The sequence below is a fragment of the Pseudomonas sp. Eth.TT006 genome (genome assembly GCF_054456575.1).
In genome coordinates this window covers 184,254-204,364 of sequence record NZ_JBTJEN010000009.1, presented here as the reverse complement: position 1 = coordinate 204,364, position 20,111 = coordinate 184,254, and the positions used below count along the sequence as shown (strand labels likewise).

Sequence of the window (20,111 nt, the reverse complement as noted above, 5' to 3'; positions counted from 1 at the left end):
TGAGTACCCTTGTAGGAGCTGCCGAAGGCTGCGATCTTTTGATCTTGTTTTTCAAAGGCAACATCAAAAGATCGCAGCCTTCGGCAGCTCCTACAGGGTTTGGTGCTGGAGTCAGACACTCAGCAACAAAAACTCGCGCTCCCACGAACTGATCACGCGCTTGAAGTTTTCGTGCTCGGCGCGTTTGACCGCGACGTAGCCGCGGACAAATTTGTTGCCCAGGTACTTGGCCACGGTGTCGCACTCTTCCATTTGCGTCAGCGCTTCTTCGATGGTGATTGGCAAGCGCAGGTTGCGGCGCTCGTAGGCCCGACCTTCAACCGCCGCGCTCGGCTCGATGCCCTCGAGCATGCCGATGTAGCCGCACAGCAGACTCGCGGCAATCGCCAGGTACGGGTTGGCGTCGGCGCCCGGCAAGCGGTTTTCCACGCGCATGGATTCCGGGCTGGAGGTTGGCACGCGCAGGCCGACGGTGCGGTTTTCCTCGCCCCATTCGACGTTCACCGGGGCCGAGGTGTCCGGCAGGAAGCGGCGAAACGAGTTCACATTGGGCGCGAACATCGGCAGCACTTTCGGGATGTACTTCTGCAGACCGCCGATGTGATGGCGGAACAGCTCGCTCATCTGGCCGTCGGCATCGGCGAAGATCGGCTTGCCGGTGGCGATGTCCACCACGCTCTGGTGCAGGTGCATGGCGCTGCCGGGCTCGTCGCCAATCGGCTTGGCCATGAACGTGGCGGTGACGTTGTGCTTGAGCGCGGCTTCGCGCAGGGTGCGTTTGAACACGGTGATCTGGTCGGCCAGATCCAGCGCATCGCCATGACGGAAGTTGATTTCCATCTGCGCCGGGCCGTCTTCGTGGATCAAGGTGTCGAGGTCCAGGCCTTGCAGTTCGCACCAGTCGTAGACGTCTTCGAACAGCGGATCGAATTCGTTGGCGGCGTCGATCGAGAACGACTGACGCCCGCTTTCCGCACGCCCGGAACGACCGAGCGGCGCCTTCAATGGCAAGTCCGGGTCTTCGCAGCGCTGGGTCAGGTAGAACTCCATTTCTGGCGCAACGATCGGCTTCCAGCCTTTGTCGGTGTACAGCTGCAGGACTTTTTTCAGCACGTTGCGCGGCGACAGCTCGATCGGGTTGCCGAACTTGTCGAAGGTGTCGTGGATGACAATGGCGGTCGGCTCGATCGCCCACGGAATCACATACACCGCGTCGCTCACCGGCTTGCAGACCATGTCGATGTCGGCCGGGTCGAGCAGGTCGTAGTAGACGTCGTCGTCGACAAAATCCCCGGTTACCGTTTGCAGCAGCACACTTTCCGGCAGGCGCATGCCTCGCTCATGCAGGAACTTGTTGGTCGGTGCGATCTTGCCGCGGGCGATGCCGGTCAGGTCGCTGACCACACATTCAACTTCGGTAATCTTGTGATCTTTCAGCCACGTGAACAGCTGATCGAAAGGGGCATTCATAAAGACCTCGTTATTGGTTTTATAGACGCCGGGGAGGGCGGCTTTCATCTTCCGCCCCTTCCCCTGTGGCGCGTTGGCGACTATCTTGGGCGTGCCTTGCAGTTCCATCTATCCACTTTAAGCAGCACCAAAGCGCACCAAGAGAGTGCGCAAGGTCTCCCATGACAACGTGCAATTCGCTCCAGGTTCAAGCGTTCAATACCGCCGATGTGGCCGAGCAAAGCCGCGCCACGCCGGGTTGGGTCCAGCATTACCAGCAGATGTCGCCCGGGCATTTCGCCGGGCAGATTCGCTATCTGGATTTGCAGGGTGTGCAGGTTTACGAAGAGCAGATGAACACCCGCGTCGAACAGAATTTCAGCGCGCCGGCGGGCGCCGTGGCGTTCTGTTTCGATCGCAGCGACAACGCGCTGTACCTGCTCAACGAAGAGAGCCGCAACATCTGGATCACCCCGGAGAACTATCAGGAAATCGCCGTGGTGTTCGGCGCGGAATTCGTCGGGCAACATGGCCTGGATGTCGGCCGGCTCGAAGGTTTGTTCATGGCGCCGCTGAACTGTGGGCAGAACGCATTGTTCAGTCGCTGGTTAAGTTCGACTCTCACGAAGTTGACGCAAGCCATTGATCTGCCTAGTAAAGATGTATTGACTCAGCAGCTGCTGGAAGACTGCCTGTTCATCCTCGACAACGCGCAGGTGTGCCTGGACGGCGGCGGTCTGCAGCGCCGCGCACAAGAACGAAACATTATGAAGCGCGTAGGGGAGTGGGCGGCTGATTCGCCGGAAGACACGCTTAATCTGCTCGAACTGGCGCAGGTCGCTGGCGTTTCACTGCGTCAGTTACAACAGGCATTCAAGGCCTACACCGGGATGACTCCGAGCCACTGGTTACGCCTGCGCCGGCTGAACAGCGCACACCGCGAACTGCGCCGCCGCAGCCCGATGGAAACCACTGTGGCTGAAGTGGCGATGCAGTGGTCGTTCTGGCATCTGGGACGGTTTTCCAGCAGTTACCGCGCGTTGTTTAATGAGTTGCCGAGTGAAACCTTGAAGCGCTGAATGGAGCATGAAATCGGCCTGCTCAAAGCTAGCTGGTCTGGCAAAAAGTGTTAGCGCAGCAGATGCACTACCAGGCCCACAAGCGCCGAACCCAGCAACACCTGGATAACGCCCCGCTTGAAGCGAAACAAGGCAATGGCGGCGGATATCGCGATCAGCGCTGAAGGCCAGTCGACATTACCGCTGAAGCCTTTTGGCCAAACCACGTGATAACCAAAGAAGCAGGCCAGATTGAGGATCACACCAACCACGGCGGCAGTAATGACGGTCAGTGGCGCAGTGAACCTGAGCTCATTGTGCGTCGACTCCACCAGTGGGCCGCCTGCGAGGATGAACAGGAATGATGGGAGGAACGTGAACCATGTCACCACGGTAGCGGCCACAGCCCCCGCCAGGAAGACCTGATCGGCCCCGAACACTTGTGACACATAGGCTCCGATAAAACCCACGAAAGCGACCACCATGATCAGCGGCCCGGGCGTGGTTTCCCCCAACGCCAGGCCGTCGATCATCTGCGTGGGTGTCAGCCAGCCATAGTGACCGACCGCGCCCTGGTACACATACGGGAGCACCGCATAGGCTCCACCAAAGGTCAGTAACGCTGCCTTGGTAAAAAACCAGCCCATTTGGGTGAGGGTGCCTTCCCAGCCAAAAACGGCGGTCAACACGCCCATCGGCAGTATCCACAACCCGGCGCCGATGAGTGCCAGCACTGCCAGTTTGATCCAGCTGAACCGGGCGTGTGCCGGGGCAGGGGTGTCGTCGTCGATCAGGGCCGGGCCAAAGGATTTCCTGTCGGCACGATGACCACCGGTTCTGAACTTCTCGGGTGCCAGGCGCCCGCCGGCATAACCGATCAGTGCCGCCCCTAGCACGATCAGGGGGAACGGAACATTGAACGCGAAGATCGCCGTGAATGATGCCGCCGCTATCGCCCATAGCCAGTTATTTTTCAGCGCTCGAGATCCGATTCGATATGCCGCCTGCACCACGATAGCGGTCACGGCGGGCTTGATTCCATAGAAGAGGCCGGCCACCACAGGCACTTCGCCGAACGCGATATACATCCAGGACAGGGCGATCAGAATGAACAGGGAAGGCAGTACGAACAGCACCCCCGCGATCACGCCACCCCAGGTTCGATGCATCAGCCAGCCAATGTAGGTTGCCAACTGCTGGGCTTCAGGCCCGGGCAGCAGCATGCAGTAGTTGAGCGCATGCAGGAAGCGGCGTTCGGAGATCCATCTCCGTCGCTCTACCAATTCCTGGTGCATGATCGAAATTTGTCCGGCCGGCCCACCGAAGCTGATGAAGCCGAGCTTCAGCCAAAACCAGAACGCCTCACGCACGCTGACGGCTTGCGGCCTGGGCAACTCGTTTGCAATCGTGGGTGCTATCACTTTATTCATTGGATTGGTCATCGTTCATAAACCCGGCAAGCAAACCGTCGAAGACAGAACTCGCAGCAGCCAGAAGGTGGTCGTCATGGAGGATGGTTTCGCGCAGCCCGGTGAGTACGCGCTCGACACCGGCAGCTTCTTCAGGTTGAACGCCACCGACATCAAGGTAATGCACCAGCGCCGCAAGGCGGTTCAAACCAGAGTCCTGGAGTTCAAAACTCGCTTGCAAGACTTCAAAACTCACGCGGTTGCCGACATGACTGAACGCCGCGTTATCAAAGTCGAATCCCAAGGCGTCGGCCGGACAGTCCTGCGGCGTGTTCAGCCAGAGAATCCGGGCGTCAGGGTCAATGAAGCGACGGATAAGCCAGGCGCAGGCCAGGCGATCAACCCACGGTCGCTTGCGGGTTGCCCAGACACGCCCCCGGTAATCTTCACGGTTGAGCACCGTGACCGGTTGGTTGCTGCTGTGTGGCTCGTCCGGGGACAGGACACTGCCAATCGCAACCTCGAGTTCCTGTAAGGCCTGGTCTGTCTGCTGCTTGGGCTTGCCCGGGAAGTAATCGATATTGATCAGCTGCTCGTAGGTTTTACGCAGCTTGCGAACCTGTCTCGTAATGGCCGATATGTTTTCAGGATTGAGCCCTCCCGCGCACGCTTCGATTTCGGTGCGCAACTTGCGGTAGTCATCGCTGCGATCGAACAAATTGATAAAGCGCTCACCGTCAGGGTCGACGACGGGCAGGATAAATGCGTTGCCATTGATGGCCAGAATGTCGCGTTCGACAGCGATCAGGGCTTCGCGACAGATGTCGATGTCAGGCAATAGATAGGCTCCATCGCGCAATACCGCCGCGCCGGATGCTTTGAGGGCGCGCCACGCCCGCATGCGTTCGGTGGCATTGGCCGTGGGCAAACCGAGTATCAAAGCCAGCCAGTTTTTCATGTAGAGAAAGATATTTAATTTGTAGAGACCATTACATTAGGCCTCGAATGAGCATTTGCATAGCGCCCGTTTCAGCGAGGGTGATGAAGACTCTGAACAGAGCTCGGACGCTGATATCGGTCCGCACACACAGCTGGCATATAGCCTGAAGTCAGCGGCTTATTCTATAAAACAATTTCAATCTATTTTTATAGTGCGTTTTAATCTACCCAGGCTTTATGGCTAATTGACGCTTCACTCAATTAGCCGCCAGAGGCTCTGTCGCTTCTCCAGTCTCCATCCTGACCCCGTCCCGGGCTGCGGTTGCGGCCGGCCATCCGCACGATCCAAGGCAAAGGCTTCAGGAATCGTCAGTGATTCGCCGCTTTTAACGACTTCATTTCAGGAACCACGATGTCTGAACCAAAACCTCTTTTGTTCGCACTCTATGAGCAAGCCAGTGTGGGCTGTGGCGGCGCGCCAAGCCTCTGGACGCATCCGGCCGATGAGCGGTTGACCATGAACTCGCTCGGCTACTGGTCGAACCTGGCACGCATCGCGGATCAGGCGCATCTCGATATGCTGTTCTTCGGTGATGTACTGGGGTTCTATGATGTATTTGGCGGAAATGCCGATGCAGCCATGAAATGGGCGGTGGAAGCACCGGCAAACGATCCGTTGATGATCATTCCGGCATTGGCAGCCGTCACGCAAAACCTGGCCTTTGGCGTCACCGTCACCACCAGCTACGAACACCCGTTCACCCATGCCCGGCGCTTCAGCACCCTGGATCACCTGACTGCCGGCCGGGTCGGCTGGAACATCGTCACCTCCTACTTGTCCAGCGCTGCCCGTAACTTCGGCTTGAAACAGATGATCAAGCACGATGAGCGCTACGAGCGCGCCGAAGAGTTCATGGAGGTGGTCTACAAGCTTTGGGAGGGCAGTTGGGCCGATGACGCCGTGGTCGCGGACAGGTCGCGTCAGACCTACGCGCGTGGTGATCGGGTGCGGCCCATCAACCATATCGGTGAGCATTACCGGGTGGCCGGTCCGCACTTGACCTCGCCATCACCGCAACGCACACCCGTGTTGATTCAGGCTGGCTGGTCGGGGCGCGGGCGTGAGTTTGCGGCCAGGCATGCCGAGCTGATCTTCATTGCCAAGTCCAATCCTCAGGAGATTCGTCAGGGGTTGGAAGAGATATGGGCCAAGGCCCAGGCACTTGGCCGCCAACGTGACGATGTCAAGTCATTGACCGTGCTGCGTATCGTCACGGCCAAAACCGAAATCGAGGCGCAGCGCAAATATGATGAGTTGCAAAGCAACTATCACTTGCAGGCCCAACTGGTCAGTTACGCGGGTGATACGGGTATTGATATCAGCCGTTACGCGGACAGCGAAGCACTGTCCACACATACTGAAGGCATGACCTCATACGTCATGCGTCCCGACGGCAGTGGCAAACCGTTGACCGCCGGCGACGTCAAGCATCGGTTTGCCAAGGTTACCCGAGGCAGCGATCTGATTCTGGTAGGCACCCCTGAGCAGGTGGCCGAGCGCATCGAGGAACATGCACGAATCTCCGGTACCAGCGGCTATATGCTCAATCCGTTGATCAGTCCTGGCAGCCTTGAAGACTTCGTCGAACTGGTCATTCCCCAATTGCAAAAGCGTGGCCTGTACCGGACCAAACCGCAAAGCGGCACGTTCCGTTCGCGGTTGCGGGCCGACGGTTCAAGTCACTTGCCGGCGTCAGCCTATGGAGCCTCGTTCCGTTTCGACAACGCTCTTTGACGGAGGGAAGGGGAGATTTGCCGCGAACACCGCGTGCATTTCGGCATTCAATGCCCAAGGCTGCTGCGAATCAGCTCATAGGCCCGGCGCACCAGCGGATTGATCGTGTTGGAACGGATCCATAGGTGGTAGGTGACGTCCGGCAGACGGGGCAAACCATCGCTTTCGCCCAGTACCCGCATATCCGGACCTAACATTTCCATGCTTCTGGCGGTGACGCCCAGGCCTGCTCGCGTCGCCGCCTTGATGCCAATCAGGTTCGATGCGAGATAAGCCTGGCGCCACGGAATGTTAGCGTGCTCCAGGGCCTCCAGCGCATAGCGTCGGTAGATGCTCGGTTCGTCGACCAGAATCAGCGGCAAAGTCTCGCCGGGGTTATGAATGAACTGCGCAGAGCAAATCCACCATACCGGCGAGGTACGCAACGCAAAACCTTCCAGATTGGGCGCTTCGCGGGTGGAGATCACCATGTCGATCTTGCCCCGTTGCAGATCATCCATGAGAAACGGACTGCGACCGACATCAATCTCCAGGCGCAAGCGCGGAGCCGAACGCGCGATGTGGCTGAGGATTGGCGGCAGGATGGTGTCGGCGATGTCATGGGGCGAGCCGATACGCAACACGCCGCTCAAGCTGCTTTCGCGCAGGGAGTTCAGCGCATCATCGTTGAGTGAAAGCATCTGCCGGGCATGGCGCAGCAGCTGCTGTCCGGCTTCCGTCAGCTGCTTTTGCCGCCCGCGCTTTTCGAACAAGTTGACCCCGACCTGTTGCTCCAGGCGCTGCATGTGCTGAGTGACCGACGACTGGGTGCGCGCCAGTTGTACGCCGGCCTCGGCAAAACTGTGGTGATCGACCACGGCAATGAACGTGCGCAGCAATTCGAGATCGAGTGTCGTCATAGGCAGCTTTTATATCAAAGGGACGAACTTAAACATTACATATCTTTATGGGTTGGAGGGAAGTTATTTCTCTCGATGTTCTTTTGGGTCAATAAATTCGCGCTTATATGCTTTTGTTAAAAACGTGACGGAGTCTAAGTTATAACGATATTAGATATTTGTATTTCCGTTATGCCGGTGCTGTCAGCAGGATGCCCACTCACTGGATCGGGGTTTGCCGATCAATCACGAGGAGAAATCCATGTTGTCCGATCGCGCGCCTTCAAAACGTTTTTTGCCCTTGATGCTGGGCGCCTTCATATCGCTGGCCGCCAGCACCGCTGCCCTGGCTGATGCGACGCTGGACAAGATCGAGCAACGTCATGTGCTGGTGGTCGGCGTGCTGTTGTCAGGTGGCCCCTTTGGCGGGATTGATCCTGCCACACAGAAACCGCGTGGTTTGAACGTTGAGCTGGCCGAGGAACTGGGGCGGCGGCTAGGCGCCGAGGTGCAACTGGTGCCGGTATTGCCAGCCAACCGCGTGCAATTCCTGCAACAGGGCAAAGTGGATTTGCTGATCGCCAACATGGAATGGACGGCGGAGCGCGGCGAGATCCTCGGTTTTGTTCCCACACCGTTCTATCGGGTTGGCGGTACCGCAGCCGTGCTGAAGGACAGCAAGATTGCTCGTTGGGAGGACTTGAAAGGGCAACCGGTCTGCACCTCTCAGGGTAGCAGCTACATCAAGCCGCTCACTGAGCTGGGCGTCGAGTTGAAAGCTTTCAAAAGTTCTTCCGAGTCGTTGCTCGCGCTGCGCGGCAACAACTGCGTTGCGGCGGTTCATGACGCGACCCTGATCAATCCGTTAATCGCCGACAGCGCCGAGTGGCAGAGCTACCGCGCCATCACTCCGGAACTCAATCCGGCGCCATCGGTGATCTGGACACGCCGTGGTGAAAACGACACTCAGGCCAGGCTCGATCCGATTGTGAAGGAATTGCACCGCAGCGGCTGGTTGATCGACGCTCAGACTCGCAACCACATCACCCCCGCGTCGCCGGCGCTGGTCGAACTGCAAAAACAGTTTCAAGCCAACGGGGCCTGAAAATCCCTCTCCCAGTGTTGTTATCCAACCGTCGTGCACACGACTGTTGTCCAAGGTTGCCCTGCATGAAACGTCATTTTTCCGCTAAAGCCCTGACCACGTTTTGCCTCGGCGCCCTGGTTGCCATCGGCACCAGTGCCGTCCGCGCCGATGCCACGCTGGACAAGATCCACCAACGCCACGAAATCAGCGTCGGGGTGATCCTCAGCGGCCCGCCGTTCGGCACCATCGATCCCGAGACCGGTGAGCATCTGGGTTACAACGTCGAACTGGCCAAGGGCGTGGCCAAGGCTTTGGGTGTGGAAGCGAAAACAGTGTCGGTACTGGCGCCGAACCGGGTGCAGTTTCTGCAGCAGGGCAAGGTCGACATCCTGATCGCCAACATGCAGTTCACCGATGAACGTGCGCAGATTCTCGACTACGTGCCGACGCCTTACGAGGAAGTGGGCGGGGCGGCGCTGATCCGCAAAGGGGCAGGCATCACGCAGTGGGCAGACCTGAAGGACAAGCCGGTGTGCGTGTCCCAAGGCAGCAACTTCATCAAGCCGTTACAGGAAACCTACGGTGCGCAGATCAAGGCGTTCCGCAGCCAGTCCGAATCGTTGCTGTCGCTGCGCGGCAACGGCTGTGTGGCGGCGGTGCACGTCAGCCCGACCATGCACGCCTTGCTTGGCGATGCCGAATGGGCCGGTTATGAAACTCCGCTGCCCAATGATCTGATTCCCTCCAACTCGGTGATCTGGCTGCGCAAAGGCGAGCGCGACACCCAGGCGAAACTCGATGCCATCGTGCGCGACTGGCACCGCAGCGGCTGGTTGATTGCGTTGGGCGAGCGCACCGGCATGGCGCCGTCCCAGGCCTTGCGTGACTTGCACGAGCAGTATCGCAACGCTCAGCCGCTGGCGGCGCAGCCATGAATGAGGATTTGTTTGCGCAGTTGCAGCAACTGCTGGGCAAGCGTCACGTACAACGCAGCGAAGAGGCTACGGCGTTTCTGACCGACAAGCAGGGGCGCTACGAGGGCTCGGTGATCGCGGCAGTGCACCCGGGCAATACCGAAGAAGTTGCGGCAGTGGTGCGGACCTGTGTCGCTGCCGACGCACCGATCGTGGTTCAGGGCGGCAACACCAGTCTGATGGGGGCGGCGACGCCGGATGCCAGCGGGCGCGCGGTGTTGCTGTTGCTCGATCGCTTGAATCGAGTGCGCGCAGTGGACACCGACAACGACACGCTGACCGTCGAGGCCGGCTGCATTTTGCAACACGTGCAACAGGCCGCCGAGGAAGCAGGGCGCCTGTTTCCTCTGAGTCTGGGGGCCGAGGGCAGTTGCACGATTGGCGGCAACCTGGGCACCAACGCCGGCGGTACGGCTGTCCTGCGTTACGGCAACACCCGTGAGCTGACCCTCGGGCTGGAAGTGGTGACGGCCGAAGGCGAGATCTGGCATGGCCTGCGTGGGTTGCGCAAGGACAATTCCGGCTACGACTTTCGTGACTTGTACATCGGCAGCGAAGGCACCCTCGGCATCATCACTGCCGCGACACTGAAACTGTTTCCGCTGCCCGAGGCGCAATTAACGGCTTTTCTCGCGTTCGACTCGCTGGCGCAAGCGGTGGAATTTCTCTCTCACGCCCGCGCCGGTTTCGGCGCAGGGCTCACCGCATTCGAGTTGCTCAACGCCGATTGCCTGGCGTTGTTGCGCGAGCAGTTTCCCGAAGCGCCACAACCTTTTCTCCGTGCTGAACAGCCGTGGTTTGCGCTGCTCGAACTCTCCGACAATCGCGGTGCAACGCAGGCCCGCGAAGCCTTTGAAAGCGTGCTGGGCGAGGCCTTCGAACAAGGCCTGCTGGCCAATGCTCTGATTGCCGAAAGCCTGGCCCAGAGCCAGGCCCTGTGGTTGCTGCGCGAGAACATGAGCGAGGCGCAGAAACGCGCCGGGCGCAACATGAAGCACGATATCTCGGTGCCCATTTCGAAAGTCGTGGATTTCGTCACCCACACCGATGCGCTATTGCAGACAAAGTTTCCCGGTGTGCGGCATTTCACCTTCGGCCATCTGGGCGATGGCAACCTGCACTACAACGTCGCTCATCCGCTGCATTCGACCGTCGATGAACACATGGCCCAGTACGCCGCGCTGAGTCTGCTGGTGCACGACAGCGCCCATGCCCATGGCGGCTCGATCAGCGCGGAACACGGGATCGGCCAGCGCAAGCGCGACCTGCTGACGCGTTACAAAAGCCCGGTGGAGCTGGATCTGATGCGTCGGATCAAACAGGCACTGGACCCGAAAAACCTGCTCAATCCGGGCAAGGTCATCGAGGTGACCGGCTCATGACGCTTCGTCTTTCCAAACGCGTGCAGCGCGTCTCGCTGTCAGCCAACGCGGCAGCCAAATCCCGTGCGACCGAGCTGCGTGACAGCGGTCGTGACATTCTCGACCTGACCACAGGCGAGCCGGATTTCGACACGCCCGAACACATCAAACAGGCGGCTTGCGCAGCGATTGCCATCGGCGCCACCAAATACACCCCGACACCCGGCGTCAAAGCCCTGCGCCTGGCGGTACAACGCAAGCTCGAACGGGAAAACCACCTGAGCTATTCGCTGCCCTCTATCGTGATTGCCAATGGCGCCAAGCAGATCATCTTCAATGCCTTCGCCGCCACCCTCGACGACGGCGATCAAGTGTTGGTGCCAACTCCGTACTGGCCGTCGTTTCCGGACAGCGTGCGGTTCAATGGCGGCGAGCCGGTGTTCATCGAATGCCCGCTGGAGCAGGGCTGCAAACTGACGGCTGCGCAGTTGGAGCAGCACATTGGCGAGCGTAGCCGCTGGCTGATCCTCAACGGCCCGGGCAATCCCAGTGGTGCGGTTTATACCGAGGCTGAATTGCAAGCGATTGCCAACGTACTGAGGCGGCATCCGCAGGTGCTGATCCTGCTGGATGAGCTCTACGAACACATTCGTTTCGATGACCGAACAGCGCTGAATCTGCTCAATGTTGCGCCGGATCTGCAAGAGCGTTGCCTGCTGGTCGGCGGTGTTTCGAAAACCTATGCCATGACCGGCTGGCGCGTCGGCTTCGGCGCCGGGCCGCAAGCGCTGACAACGGCCATGACCGTGGTGCAATCGCAATCCACGTCCGGCGCATCGTCCGTGGGCCAGGCTGCTGCACTGGCGGCGCTGGAGGGCGGCCTCGGGTTTCTGCCGCCGCAGGTCGAGGCTTATCAACGGCGACGGGATCTGTTGCTCAAGGCGTTGCGCCCGGTCGAGGGTCTGCAGGTGCTTGAGCCACAGGGCGGCTTTTTTGTGTTTGTCCGCTGCGCCGGGTTGATCGGACACTATCGCCCTGACGGGCAGCAGCTGATCAGTGACGCCGATGTCGTCGACTACCTGCTGGAGGAGGGCGTTGCGGGTGTTGCGGGTAGTGCCTATGGCCTGTCGCCGTGGTTCCGTCTGTCCATCGCCACGGCCACCGATAGCGTCGTCGAAGCGGGGCGCCGAATTGCCCATGCCTGCGCCCAGCTTCGGAGCGAGCCATGACCAACTGGCTGGAACTTTTCGTTCACTGGACGGCGGGACTGGGGCTGAACTACAGCTTTCTGCTGGATGCCTACCAGCGTGGATCTCTCGGGCAAGGTGCGCTGACCACTGTGCTGTTGTGTGTGTTCACCATCGTTGGCAGTTTGCTGGCCGGTGTCGGACTGGCAGCGATGCTGACGTCCGGCAAACCCTGGCTGGCGACGCCGGCGCGGATCTTTGTCGAAGTCACCCGCAACACGCCGACACTGGTGCAACTGTATTGCGCCTTCCTGGTGTTGAACATGCTGCTGACCCAGGCGGTGGGAGCGGCCAATCCGCTGACGCCGTTTGCCTGGGTGGTCATCGTGATCTCCCTGCACAAGGGCGCGTTCCATGCCGAAGCCTTGCGCGCCGGCATCGAGGCGGTGCCGGCAGTGACACTGGAAGCGGCCAGCTCGCTGGCTTTCAGCAGCCGGCAGCTGTTGTGGAATGTGCAACTGCCCCTGGCCCTGCGTTTTGCACTGCCTTCGCTGATCAATAACCTGATCGATCTGGTGAAGATGACGGCCGTGGCGTCAGCCATCGCCGTGGGCGACATCACCTACGCCGCGATCATGATCTGGACCCAGAGCGATAACGTGCTGGAGCTGATGATCCTGATCCTGAGCTTTTTCGGCCTGCTGAGCTTTATCGTCAATTGCGTGGGGCGCTACCTCGAAGCGCGCCTGAGGATGCCCGGTTATGGCCATTGAATCGTCCGTCAATACGATTACGGCCCTGCCGCGTCGACACTTCGGCAAACTGTTGATACTGGCAGGCGTCGCTCTGGCGCTGCTGTATTTCGGCGCGCAGAGCCCGGTACTCAAGGCCTTGCTGCAATGGTCGCCGGCACTGGCGGCGGGCTTCGCGCAGAACATTCTGATCAGCCTGGTGGCCATCTGGCTGGGTTCGCTGCTGGGCTTGCTGGTGGGGGCACTGGCCTTGTCGCCGTTGCGTCTGATGCGCCTGCCGGCACAGATCTGGGTACAGGTGTTTCGCAACGCGCCGTGGCTGGTGCTGATCTATTTCACCACCTACGTGTTTCCGTTCGAGATCCGTATTGCCGGTACTTACGTGGCGTTTCCGGACTGGGTCAAGGTTACCCTCGGCCTTGCGCTTCCGGCCAGCGCCAACGTCGCGGAGATCTTTCGTGGTGCCGTGGCGTCGATCCCCGCCACCCAGTGGGAAGCGGCCCGTTCGCTGGCTTTCACGCGGGGGCAGATCTTCCGCTCGATCATCCTGCCGCAGTGTTTCAAACGCATGCTGCCGCCGTGGATGAACCTGTACGCGGTGATCACCATGGGCACGGCGCTGGCATCGCTGGTAGGCGTGCATGACGTGATCGACACCGCGCAGATCGCCAGCAACACGGTGAACATGACCGGCTTTACCGTGCTGATCTACCTCAGCCTGCTGGTGCTGTTCTTCGCCTATTGCTACCCGATTTCCCGACTCACCCGACACCTGGAGCGACGTTATGCCTTCTATTGAAACCGTCGGCGAGCCTCTGGTCCGCCTGCGGGATTTGCACCTGTCGTTCAGTGGCAACCCGGTGCTCAAGGGCATCGATCTGGAAGTGCATCGGGGCCAGGCGGTGTCGATCATCGGCCCTTCGGGTTCCGGCAAGTCAACCATCTTGCGTTGCATCACCGGGTTGTTGCAGCCCCAGCGCGGCAGCATCCGCGTCGGCACCACCGACGTACACAAGCTGGCAGAGGAAGCGCAGCGCATCGAATTGCGCAAGCGCGTGGGGTTCGTGTTCCAGCAGTACAACCTGTTCCCGCATCTGTCGGTGCTGGAAAACCTGGTGGTGGCGCCGCGCAAGGTGTTAGGGCGCAATCGGGTTGATGCCGAGAAAGACGCGCACGCCTTGTTGGCCAAAGTGCGTCTGGAACACAAGGCCGATGCCTATCCCGGTCAACTGTCCGGCGGGCAGCAACAGCGCGTGGCGATTGCCCGGGCCCTGGCGATGCGCCCGGAACTGATTCTTTTCGACGAAGTGACCTCGGCCCTCGATCCGGAAACCGTTGGCGAGGTGCTGACGGTGATTCGCGAACTGACCGAAGAAGGCATGACCTGTGTGCTGGTGACCCACGAGATGCGCTTTGCCGAGGAAATCAGCGATGTCGTCTATTTCACCGAGAACGGGGTCATCGTCGAGCACGGCAGTGCCGCGCAGATTTTTCAGCACCCCGTCAGTGAACGGACCCAAACGTTTTTGCGCCACGCCCTGGGCGATCCGGGCCGGCGCCCGCCGCTTGCCAATGATCCTTATCTGTTGACCAACCTCAGCCGCTACAGCCTGTCCGTCTGACTCCGAGGAGATGTTTATGAGTACCGTGAATCGTGCCGACGTCATCGAGGACTTCCTGAAGAAAGTCCGCGTCATCCATCAACGGGGCGTCGACCGCGCTGCGCTGGGCGAAATCGTCCGCCTGCTGGAAGCGCTCGCCGAGCGCCGCGACCTGTTCAACTTCGCTGAGTTTCCGGCACCGGTGCCGGGGCAGGGCAGCACTGCGTTCCGCTACCGTCTCAACAATGACGGCGACACCCCGACGCTGTACCTCAACTCGCTGCTGCCGGGCAAAAGTACCATCCCCCACAACCACGAAACCTGGGCAATCATCAGCGCCATTGAGGGCCAGGAAATCAACTACGTCTACGCCCGCAGCGACGAGGGCCGCGAGCCCGGTTTCACCACCTTGCACCTGCAACGCGAAGTCGTTGTGCAGCCCGGAACGTCGATCTCGTTCCTTGGTGAAGATTTGCACGGGATTCGTGTCGATGGCGAACAGCCGACCCTGCATTTCCATCTGTACGGCTTGCCGCTGGAATCCCTCAACGGTCGCTACGGCGTCGAGGCCGACGGGCGCATTCTCAACTACAACGCCTCGCAAATGGCGCCGTCGATCAAGGCCTACGCATGATCGATCTGTATTACTGGCCGACCGGCAACGGTTTGAAAATCGGCATTCTCCTGGAGGAGCTGGGGCTGGAGTACCGCGTGCTGCCAGTCAATATCCGAGAGGATGAACAGAAGCGGGCGGCATTCCAGCGCATCAGCGCCAACGGGCGGCTTCCGGCGATTGGCGGCCAGTGAACGCGCTCTGGCGCTTCAATAAATTTCTTTCGAGCGCAACCCCATGAGTCAGACCGTAACCCCAGCGCAATTGCAGCAGTGGCTGTTCGACGGGCAGGAAATTGCCCTGTTCGATGTGCGTGAACATGGCCAGTATGGCGAAGCCCATCTGTTCTTTGCCGTCAATCTGCCCTATAGCCGGCTGGAACTGGAGGTTCGGCGACTGGCGCCCAACCCTCAAGTGCGACTGGTGATTCATGACCAGAATGGCGGCGATGTTGCCAGGCGTGCCGCGCAACGTCTTCAGGCGTTGGGGTATGAGCGCGTGCATATCCTGGCGGGCGGTGCCGATGGCTGGGAGGCCGCGGGTAATCAGCTGTTTGCCGGCGTGCATGTGCCATCCAAGGCGTTTGGCGAATTGGTCGAAGAGGTCAACCACACGCCCCATGTCACCGCGCGACAACTGGCCGAATGGCAAACCCGAGGCGAGCCTCTGGTGCTGCTCGACGGCAGGCCGTTCGATGAATACTGCAAAATGACCATTCCCGGTTCCGTGTGCTGCCCGAATGGTGAACTGGGGTATCGCATCCATGATCTGGTGCCTGACGAAGACACGCCGATCGTGATCAATTGTGCCGGTCGTACCCGCAGCATTATCGGTGCGCAGACCCTCATCAACCTCGGCTTGAAGAACCCGGTGTATGCCCTGGAAAACGGCACACAAGGCTGGTATCTGGAGGACTTCGAGCTTGAGCACGGCAGCACCCGGCGTTATGCCGAGTCGGTGACTGCAGCGCCATTGACCACACAGCGTCTCGCGGCCACCCGACTCGCCGAAAGAGCCGGCGTGGAGACAGTGACGGCTGCACAGGTCGAGCAGTGGGCCGGCGACGCCGGTCGCAGTCTGTTTTTGTGCGATGTGCGCACTACAGAAGAGTTTGCCGCCGGCAGTCTGCCGGGCGCGCAACACACGCCAGGCGGTCAGTTGGTGCAATCGACCGATCTGTATATCGGCGTGCGCCAGGCGCGACTGGTGCTGATCGACAGCGATGGTGTCCGCGCCCGGATTGTCGCGAGCTGGCTGCGTCAAGCGGGGCATGAAGCCTATGTGCTGGCAGGTGGTGTGAGCAGCACCTTGTCGCTACAGCAAAGCGATGGGGCCGTCCACGAGGCATTGCCTCTGATCACGGCGCAGGCACTTTCCGATGCACTGAAGGATGACGCCGTCGCGTTGATTGATCTGCGGCCGAGCATGACTTATCGCAAGGGCCACATTGCCGGGGCGCGCTGGTCGATTCGCTCCTTGCTCGCACAACACGTGGCGGGCGAGCAGCGGCCATTGGTGCTGGTGGCCGAGGTTGCCCAACTGGCTGCGCTCGCGTCACTGGAACTGCCCGAAGCTCAGCGCGCGCAGGTGCGGCTGCTGGATGGCGGCCTTGATGCCTGGCGTGCGGCCGGTTTTGCCGTGCAGCAAAACCAGGACGCGCTCTCTGACGAGCAATGCATTGATTTTCTGTTCTTCACTCATGACCGCCACTCCGGCAACAAAGACGCTGCGCGTCAGTACCTGGCGTGGGAAATCGGCTTGCTGGCGCAGATGAACGCCGACGAAATTGCCAGTCTCAAACCACTGCAGGTACAGGCACGTCAGGGAGCGCACGTGCACACGCGTCTGGTGCATTCGGCACTGGCCCAGGGTGTCGGTGGTCGCCCGGTCAATGTACCGGTGACTCGCTTGAGCACGGTGTTGTTCGACAACCTGGCGCAGATGCGTGACGCCCGGGCTCGTCGTGACAGCGAGCGGGTGCTGAGTTATGGCGCGCGTGGCAATCCGACGGCGTTCGCCCTCGAAGACCTGGTCACCGAGCTGGAGGGAGGGTATCGCACGCGCTTGTACGGCACCGGACTGGCGGCCATCGCACAGACGTTTCTTGCGTATCTGCGACCCGGTGACCATGTACTGATCACTGACGCGGTATACGCGCCGGTGCGACGCCTGGCACGGGACTTTCTGCAGCCCTTCGGCATTGAGGTCAGTTATTTCGCTGCCGATGGCCGTGACCTGGAAGCCCGGCTGCAAGCCAATACCCGAATGGTCTACAGCGAAGTGCCTGGCTCGTTGTTGTATGAGCTTTGCGACTTGCCGGCCATGGCGGCCCTGTGCAAACCGCGAGGCATCCTGCTGGCTGTCGACAATACCTGGGGCTGCGGTTACCTGTACCGTCCGCTGGCGCTCGGTGCCGATATCTCGATCATGGCACTGACCAAATACCTGAGCGGCCACAGTGATGTGGTCATGGGCAGCGTCTGCACAACCGAAGACGTATGGCCCGCATTGGCGGCCATGAGCGACAGCTTTGGCGCGACCGTCAGCCCTGACGATGCCTATCTGGTGCTGCGTGGCGCACGAACGCTGGCGTCACGATTGCAAGTGCATGAGCGTCAGGCGCTGGAAGTCGCCCACTGGTTAAAGGCGCACCCGCAGGTGAGGCAGGTATTCCATCCGGCCCTGCACGATCATCCCGGCCACGCCCTGTGGCGCCGGGACTTCACGGGCAGCAACGGCCTGCTGTCCTTTGAACTGCGTGAAACGGACACCGCGTACGTGGAGCGCTTCATCGATGCGCTGCAGCTGTTCGGATTGGGGGCTTCCTGGGGCGGGTTTGAAAGTCTGATCACCGTGGCCGATACCGGTGATCGCGACAGTGCGGCGGATCGCTCATTGAATCCGGTGTTGCGCTTGCACATCGGCCTGGAGGATGTCGCCGATCTGATTGCAGATCTGCAGCGCGGGTTTGGCCAAGCCGTTGCTGGCACAGGAGTTAATCAACAGGATTTCGGAGAGGTGAGGGTGCACGAAAAGTGACTAAAATCGTTGAAAATACGTTAACTCCACTAAATAGCCGTTTAGTTGAGCTATCAGATGTTTCTTATGTTTTTCAATGGAGCAGTTCATGGCGCAGCGCGAAATCGGTACAAGTGAACTGATAGCCGCACTGGGCCTGGAGACTCACGTCGAAGGCGGCTATTACCGCCGAACCTTTCAAGCCGATCAGCGCGACCTGCTGCAAACGGCAGCGGGTCCGCGTTATTTGATGACGTCGATCTACTATCTGCTGACCGTGCAATCACCAGTGGGTCAGTTCCATTTCAACCAGTCCGACATCCTGCATTATTTTCACTTGGGCTATCCCATTGAATACAGCTTGATCCACGCAGATGGCTCGCTGCAGACATTGATCATGGGTAATGACGTGCTTGCTGGACAGCAGTTGCAATTACACGTACCGGGTGGCATCTGGAAAGCTTCACGGTTGCTGGATGGCACAAATGGATTCGGCCTGATCAGCGAAGCGGTTTCGCCGGGGTTTGATTTTGCAGATATGCAAATGGGTGAGCGTCAAAAGCTAACGGCGCAATTTCCGCAGCATCGGGAGCTGATTGAAAAGCTGACGCGGAATGAGGATTGAACGGGCGGATTTCAATAATGTTCGGGTAGCAGCGGAGGTTGGTTGAGAACGGCTGCTGCTGGAGATTGAAAACACGTGTGTGACTGGGCGAATTCTGAAACATATTGTTACGTGTAATGTATATTATGTTAAATGATGTGTCTGCGTGGAACTTTCCATTTTCTCCACTTCCACTAACCCCGGTCGGTTTTGCACAAAACCCCGTTCGGTAAAAAAATCAGTCTCTTGCGTTACCATCCTCACATCCTCCCTAAGGTCTGCCTGTCATGAATCTCAGTTTCTACACCTGACGCTCTGAAACTGGTTAGGGCGCGGGCTTCAATGAACACACGTTAGAACTTTGGGGCATCGCCCGTCGCTTCCGCAATGGTGGCCAACGCCTCCTCCATATCGGCGATGCTGTCTTGAAGCTTCTGAAAAACCAGTAGGAAAGCCCCATCGACATCCACGGTCTGGTGGCCACGAAGCGCAACTACTCGTTCACTCTCCATCTGCTGGAGGCAATTGACACTCTCTCGCAGAGACAAAAGCTGATCGAATCAAACCTTCAATACCCTCGAATTTTGGCGGCAGTGCTGTCCAGATGACTGCGTCCAACTGATGAAAAAGTGCCCATTCGGCGATTACTCCTACCGGTGAATCACTGGTGGTAAAAATACCGATCCCATCCTCCCTGTCCTCTGGAATCTGCTCTCGGACACGCAGCGCCTCGCATGCCTCTTCAAGGTTTTTTACATTCAACACTGCCCAGAGAACGGGGCATGGATGCGCATTCGCGCAAATCGCCGTCGCGAGCTCCCCACCCTCACCGACTCGCGCAAATTCAATGGGCAAATTTGGCCCATCCAAAAACCATTGGCTTGCGAGCGGTAATGTTCCGGGCTTCCAAATAAGGGATCCCCATCCTAGACATCCAATTACCATTGAACATTCCCTTGGTTGGACATGCGCTGGCGGAAACGAGAAGCGAATTTCTGTAAAGCTAAAAGTCTTCTCGCAGCCGCCACTACTTTGGATTCGACTCAGCCTTTTGTTTTCCTAGGGTCAGCAGCACGAGGAAATGTACGCTCCTCTTGAATCGTCCCGTCTTCTTTGTGAATTTTCAGAGATGCCGTTTTGCCTTGCAGAAATTCGCTGGCTATTTCAGTGATTTCCGCTTTCGTAGAAGCTGTTTTGGAAGCACGCTGCGCACCTTCCTTGACAAGCTCCCAGGCATTTTCTTTTTTTGTGATGTGGTAGTTATCCATGGATCACCTCGACATGATTAATCAACAACAGCCAGGAGGTTGACCGTTGTCGATCTTGAGAGTTTGAAAGCATTTACGAAGAGCAATGGCGCCGACCACTGCGCGCCCTTACACGACG

18 protein-coding genes and 1 pseudogene are annotated in these 20,111 nt (G+C 59.2%); 13 read left to right on the top strand and 6 right to left on the bottom strand.

Translation table 11 applies throughout. From position 1 onward, the window contains the following. Positions 1-111 precede the first annotated feature (111 nt). Positions 112-1,470, bottom strand: coding sequence for a glutamine synthetase family protein (locus ACXR0M_RS16605; protein WP_458832885.1), 1,359 nt, complete (start codon positions 1,468-1,470; stop codon positions 112-114). A gap of 161 nt (positions 1,471-1,631) precedes the next feature. On the opposite strand from ACXR0M_RS16605, the gene ACXR0M_RS16600 reads away from it, so the two are divergent. After that, positions 1,632-2,528, top strand: a complete 897-nt coding sequence (locus ACXR0M_RS16600) for a helix-turn-helix domain-containing protein (protein WP_458832884.1) — start codon at positions 1,632-1,634, stop codon at positions 2,526-2,528. 50 nt (positions 2,529-2,578) lie between these two features. Here the strand turns inward: ACXR0M_RS16600 and chrA are convergent, their stop codons facing one another. After that, positions 2,579-3,937, bottom strand: coding sequence for a chromate efflux transporter (gene chrA, locus ACXR0M_RS16595; protein WP_458832977.1), 1,359 nt, complete (start codon positions 3,935-3,937; stop codon positions 2,579-2,581). Next, positions 3,930-4,874 carry a chromate resistance protein ChrB domain-containing protein gene (locus ACXR0M_RS16590; RefSeq protein WP_458832883.1) on the bottom strand — a complete coding sequence of 315 codons (945 nt, stop codon included), beginning with the start codon at positions 4,872-4,874 and terminating at the stop codon, positions 3,930-3,932. The genes chrA and ACXR0M_RS16590 overlap by 8 nt, the downstream gene beginning before the upstream one ends. A 393-nt stretch (positions 4,875-5,267) precedes the next feature. On the opposite strand from ACXR0M_RS16590, the gene ACXR0M_RS16585 reads away from it, so the two are divergent. Beyond that, positions 5,268-6,650, top strand: coding sequence for an LLM class flavin-dependent oxidoreductase (locus tag ACXR0M_RS16585; protein WP_458832882.1), 1,383 nt, complete (start codon positions 5,268-5,270; stop codon positions 6,648-6,650). A 47-nt stretch (positions 6,651-6,697) separates the two neighbouring features. Here the strand turns inward: ACXR0M_RS16585 and ACXR0M_RS16580 are convergent, their stop codons facing one another. Further along, positions 6,698-7,549 (bottom strand): LysR substrate-binding domain-containing protein, encoded by an 852-nt coding sequence (locus tag ACXR0M_RS16580; RefSeq protein ID WP_458832881.1) that lies wholly within the window; start codon positions 7,547-7,549, stop codon positions 6,698-6,700. 241 nt (positions 7,550-7,790) lie between these two features. On the opposite strand from ACXR0M_RS16580, the gene ACXR0M_RS16575 reads away from it, so the two are divergent. The 11 genes and pseudogenes from ACXR0M_RS16575 (at position 7,791) to ACXR0M_RS16525 (ending at position 18,746) form a co-directional block, all read left to right on the top strand. Further along, positions 7,791-8,633, top strand: coding sequence for a transporter substrate-binding domain-containing protein (locus tag ACXR0M_RS16575; protein WP_458832880.1), 843 nt, complete (start codon positions 7,791-7,793; stop codon positions 8,631-8,633). A 65-nt stretch (positions 8,634-8,698) separates the two neighbouring features. Next, positions 8,699-9,550: a transporter substrate-binding domain-containing protein gene (locus tag ACXR0M_RS16570; protein WP_458832879.1), complete on the top strand. Its 852-nt coding sequence runs from the start codon at positions 8,699-8,701 to the stop codon at positions 9,548-9,550. Next, positions 9,547-10,971 carry an FAD-binding oxidoreductase gene (locus ACXR0M_RS16565; protein ID WP_458832878.1) on the top strand — a complete coding sequence of 475 codons (1,425 nt, stop codon included), beginning with the start codon at positions 9,547-9,549 and terminating at the stop codon, positions 10,969-10,971. The genes ACXR0M_RS16570 and ACXR0M_RS16565 overlap by 4 nt, the downstream gene beginning before the upstream one ends. Further along, on the top strand, positions 10,968-12,179 hold the full coding sequence (locus ACXR0M_RS16560; protein WP_458832877.1) for an aminotransferase class I/II-fold pyridoxal phosphate-dependent enzyme: 1,212 nt from the start codon (positions 10,968-10,970) through the stop codon (positions 12,177-12,179). Before ACXR0M_RS16565 ends, ACXR0M_RS16560 begins: the two co-directional genes overlap by 4 nt. Next, entirely contained in the window at positions 12,176-12,910 is a 735-nt protein-coding gene (locus ACXR0M_RS16555; RefSeq protein ID WP_458832876.1) for an amino acid ABC transporter permease, read from the top strand. Before ACXR0M_RS16560 ends, ACXR0M_RS16555 begins: the two co-directional genes overlap by 4 nt. Beyond that, positions 12,900-13,688 carry an amino acid ABC transporter permease gene (locus ACXR0M_RS16550; RefSeq protein WP_458832875.1) on the top strand — a complete coding sequence of 263 codons (789 nt, stop codon included), beginning with the start codon at positions 12,900-12,902 and terminating at the stop codon, positions 13,686-13,688. The genes ACXR0M_RS16555 and ACXR0M_RS16550 overlap by 11 nt, the downstream gene beginning before the upstream one ends. Then, a complete protein-coding gene (locus ACXR0M_RS16545; protein WP_458832874.1) occupies positions 13,675-14,511 on the top strand; it encodes an amino acid ABC transporter ATP-binding protein in 837 nt (278 codons plus the stop codon). The genes ACXR0M_RS16550 and ACXR0M_RS16545 overlap by 14 nt, the downstream gene beginning before the upstream one ends. 16 nt (positions 14,512-14,527) lie before the next feature. Next, positions 14,528-15,124: a cysteine dioxygenase family protein gene (locus ACXR0M_RS16540; protein ID WP_458832873.1), complete on the top strand. Its 597-nt coding sequence runs from the start codon at positions 14,528-14,530 to the stop codon at positions 15,122-15,124. Further along, positions 15,121-15,285: pseudogene (locus ACXR0M_RS16535) on the top strand (thioredoxin domain-containing protein); the annotation flags it as partial. The gene ACXR0M_RS16540 and the pseudogene ACXR0M_RS16535, both read left to right, overlap by 4 nt. Before the next feature lie 55 nt (positions 15,286-15,340). Next, positions 15,341-18,142 carry a cystathionine beta-lyase gene (gene metC, locus ACXR0M_RS16530; protein ID WP_458832872.1) on the top strand — a complete coding sequence of 934 codons (2,802 nt, stop codon included), beginning with the start codon at positions 15,341-15,343 and terminating at the stop codon, positions 18,140-18,142. Between the two features lie 88 nt (positions 18,143-18,230). After that, on the top strand, positions 18,231-18,746 hold the full coding sequence (locus ACXR0M_RS16525; protein ID WP_458832871.1) for a cupin domain-containing protein: 516 nt from the start codon (positions 18,231-18,233) through the stop codon (positions 18,744-18,746). Positions 18,747-19,226: 480 nt separating this feature from the next. Here the strand turns inward: ACXR0M_RS16525 and ACXR0M_RS16520 are convergent, their stop codons facing one another. After that, positions 19,227-19,580, bottom strand: coding sequence for a hypothetical protein (locus ACXR0M_RS16520; RefSeq protein ID WP_458832870.1), 354 nt, complete (start codon positions 19,578-19,580; stop codon positions 19,227-19,229). 188 nt (positions 19,581-19,768) lie between these two features. Continuing rightward, positions 19,769-19,993: a DUF2188 domain-containing protein gene (locus tag ACXR0M_RS16515; protein WP_042559198.1), complete on the bottom strand. Its 225-nt coding sequence runs from the start codon at positions 19,991-19,993 to the stop codon at positions 19,769-19,771. Between the last annotated feature and the right edge of the window lie 118 nt (positions 19,994-20,111).